The 3,633-nt window shown below is 39.9% G+C and carries 4 protein-coding genes; 2 read left to right on the top strand and 2 right to left on the bottom strand.

The genetic code is table 11. From position 1 onward, the window contains the following. The first annotated feature begins 379 nt into the window (after positions 1 to 379). A complete protein-coding gene (locus ACYTXL_RS30105; RefSeq protein ID WP_461927841.1) occupies positions 380 to 562 on the top strand; it encodes a hypothetical protein in 183 nt (60 codons plus the stop codon). Between the two features lie 18 nt (positions 563 to 580). On the opposite strand, the gene ACYTXL_RS30100 is transcribed toward ACYTXL_RS30105, so the two are convergent. Continuing rightward, positions 581 to 2,119 (bottom strand): ABC transporter ATP-binding protein, encoded by a 1,539-nt coding sequence (locus tag ACYTXL_RS30100; RefSeq protein ID WP_461927840.1) that lies wholly within the window; start codon positions 2,117 to 2,119, stop codon positions 581 to 583. A gap of 6 nt (positions 2,120 to 2,125) precedes the next feature. Next, positions 2,126 to 3,175 (bottom strand): BMP family protein, encoded by a 1,050-nt coding sequence (locus ACYTXL_RS30095; RefSeq protein WP_461927839.1) that lies wholly within the window; start codon positions 3,173 to 3,175, stop codon positions 2,126 to 2,128. Between the two features lie 145 nt (positions 3,176 to 3,320). Between ACYTXL_RS30095 and ACYTXL_RS30090 the strand changes: the two genes are divergently transcribed. Then, positions 3,321 to 3,470, top strand: a complete 150-nt coding sequence (locus tag ACYTXL_RS30090; RefSeq protein ID WP_461927838.1) for a hypothetical protein — start codon at positions 3,321 to 3,323, stop codon at positions 3,468 to 3,470. Positions 3,471 to 3,633: the final 163 nt, after the last annotated feature.

The raw sequence follows: 3,633 nt of genomic DNA, 5'->3' as shown, positions 1-3,633 counted from the left end.
ATTGCGTAGAAACAACCAAATATTCCATTAGATTGCATCAGATTTTGAATGCTTAAATACTTAACTTGCAACAGTTGGAGAAGTTCAACTGTTGCGGTCTGAAGTTTATTGAAGAATTTTGCCTCCACGCCAATTCATATACAGTATAAAATTTAATGTTAAAAACAGCGTTTGTTACAAACCAACTAATTATTGCTCTGGGGTCTATATAAACGAAAACAGAGTATTGTAACGGTGCGCTAACGCAGACATGGTTAACCCTCTTTTATCACTCTCGCCAAAGTATAATTAAGTGCGATGTCTACGACCGGCTACGCCGGAGCAAAAACTGAGATAGAGAGTATGGTTGAGCCTCGCCCACCCGCGCCCACAGTAAAATTTGTGGACGAATAGTGCCAGTTCTATCAAAACATATTTCCAGAAGTTAGAGTTTAAAGGTGATGAACGCCCAAAAGAAGTAGGGAAAAAGAATTACCTTTGGCATCAGTCACCCGATGAAGTTGCAGCTTTCATCAAGGAGGTGGATGATCAGCCTGATATAGCAACCCCCAAGGCGGTTTGAGCATAAAGACTTGGCATTTTACCCTCTGCGTGTCCCCCCAGCCATCAATAAACTAATTTCCTCTATCGTCGCTGTCTGTACATCCAAAATAGCGACAAACTCTCCTCTGTAGATTACGGCAATGCGATCGCTCATTGCCATCACTTCTTCTAACTCTGTAGAAATATACAAGATTGCGGCGCCGCGATCGCGTTGTGCTAACAACTGAGAATGAATTGCGGCTGTTGCCCCTACATCTAATCCCCGTGTGGGTTGCATCGCTATAATTAAATTTGGTTCTCCTGCCAGTTCTCTTGCCAATACTACCTTTTGTTGATTTCCCCCCGATAGTTGGCTTACCTTGATATCTTCCCCAGTCGCCCGAATATCAAATTCTTCCATGACAACTTGAGCATAATTTTTGATTGCTAGTGGTTGTAATAAAAAATTGCGGCAGAATGGTAACTTTTTAAAAGTATTCAAAATCAAGTTTTGGGCAATGCTAAACTGCAACACCAAACCCATTTTTTGCCGATCTTCAGGAATGTAACCTATTTTCTGGCGAGTACAGGAGCTACTAAACTCAATCTTACCCTTGTTGATATTTCTTAAACCTGCGATGCCGTTCGCGGAGCGTCTCGTAGAGAAGGCGGGCGTTGGTGTAGCCTCTCGTAGAGAAGCGATCGCATCAGCTAATTCTCGTTGTCCATTGCCATCTACACCAGCAATTCCTAAAATTTCCCCAGCCCGTAATTCAAATGAAACATTGCGGACAGCAGGAATATTTCTATCATTAGCAACTGACAAATTTTGTACTGACACTATCACTTTTCCCGGTACAGATGCAGATTTATTCAGTTGTAAAGCTACTTCGCGTCCCACCATCAATTCTGCTAATTGCTGAGGAGTCACTTCTTTAGCTGTCGTTGTCGCTACTACTTTACCTCGTCGTAATACTGTGATTGTATCGCAGAGATTGATTACCTCTTTTAACTTGTGACTAATAAAAATAATCGTCTTGCCAGCTGCCGCCAGTTGTCGCAAGATATTAATTAATAATTCTACTTCGGTTGGTATCAAAACTGCTGTTGGTTCATCAAGAATTAATACTTGGGCTTGGCGATATAACACTTTGAGAATTTCTACTCGCTGTTGTGTCCCTACTGGTAAATTTTCTATTTTATCTGTGGGGTCAATTTCTAGCCCATAAGCTTGGGATAAAGCCGCAATTTCTTGTTGTTTTTCCCGCAGATTTAAGCACCAATTATTTTCTCTACCCAGGATGATATTTTCGGTAACAGTTAACTTAGGCACAAGCATAAAATGCTGATATACGATGCCTATACCTAGTTTGATTGCGCCCTTTGGAGAGGTAATTTTTACTAATTTATCTTCTAGATAAATTTTTCCCGTATCAGGTTGATATAGACCACTAATAATGTTCATTAAAGTCGTCTTACCTGCGCCATTCTCACCTAAAATTCCATGAATTTTACCAGCATCAACAGTAAAACTAATATTGTGATTAGCAACAAATGAGTTAAAGCGTTTACTAATATTTTCTAAACGTAAATACATTGAGGTTCATGCTTTTTTGACACAACGGGTATCTTTACCAGCTTCCTGGCAATTTTCAAAGATAATTTTTTTATCGATAATTCCCTGTTGTACTTTGAAAGTATTTTGTTTAACTGTTTCCGGTACTGCTGCCCCAAATTTACCTAAATATAATATATCTTTTCTTTCTAAACCTATAGTATATATCTGCCCTTTGAGTTGTTTTTGTTTTGCGAGTTCTGCTAAATAAGCTATTGCTATATCTAATCGTTTAACTGCACTTGTTAACACTGCTTTGGGAGCAACATCTAATTGGTCTTTTGTATTACCAAAAGCATAAACTCCTCGATCGCTGGCTGCTTGTAAAACTGCGGCTGAAGAACTATCTAACCATTGATAAATTACATCAGCGCCTGAAGAAATTAAGGCAAGTGTAGCTGATTTTGCCTTAGCAACATCATTCCAATCACCTAGAAATGTAGAAGTAATTTGAATATTGGGTTTAACTGATTTTGCTCCTAATTTAAATCCCCGTAGTTCATCTTGAGTAGCGGCAAATTCTTGTCCAGCAATATAAGCTAATTTATTAGATTTAGTAATAGCCGCGCCAATAATGCCACATAAATAACTACCTTGCAAATGATCTACTCGCAAAGAGGCAATATTTGCTCCCTTGTTATTACCATTTACACCCACAAAAAATGTATTGGGAAATTGTGGAGCAACTTGTTCAATGGCTGCGTCAAATTGTCCACCGTGGGCGAATACGACATTATAACCCTTGCGGGCAAAGTCTGTTAATGCTTCTGTTTGATCTGCTTGGGCGACTTGTTCCAGATATGCAACTTCTGCACCCAGCTTTTCTTTAGCAAGGGTTAAGCCTTCGTAACCAGACTGATTCCAAGCTTTATCAGTGATGATTCCAGGGAGTGCGATCGCTATTTTAAATCCTTCCCCACTACTACTAACTGTTGGTGTCATGCTTTGATTGCTTCTGCAAGCTTTCAGTAAGAGGCTAGTAGCGAAAGTGGCTGAACCATACAAAACAAATTTACGTCGAGGAAAATATAGTGTCATATCCCAGGGTAAGCCCATCTAATTTCGTATTTAAGAATACAGAATATTTTACCAAGGTAAAAGTATTACATCTAATTTGAGAATGAAATGTGTTCAGCAATAAGCTAATAAACAGAGTTTTTAATCACATACCAGGGGCTGTCTAATGGCATCAGACTTTAATACTACTCGTCAAGAGCGTAAAACTGGCTCTAAGTTGAACCTGCCTAGTGCCACAGCACTAACAGAACAGATGTACTTGTTTGTTCGGGAAATCGAAGACCCGCGATCCCAACGCACCTGTGCCCACTTGTGAATAGATATTTTAATCAGACCCTCGCGGACTCGCTCTCGGTGGCGCTATTGGCATTTTATCAGCATAGCATTTGAGATGCGCTTACCCTGGTCTTTGGCTAGGAGCGGGCTTTCCTGCCCACCCCACAAGATTGAATAATTTATTTGTTCTGGGAAATCCCTTA

It is taken from the genome of Nostoc sp. (assembly GCF_054880495.1).
This window is presented reverse-complemented; position numbering and strand designations above follow the sequence as displayed.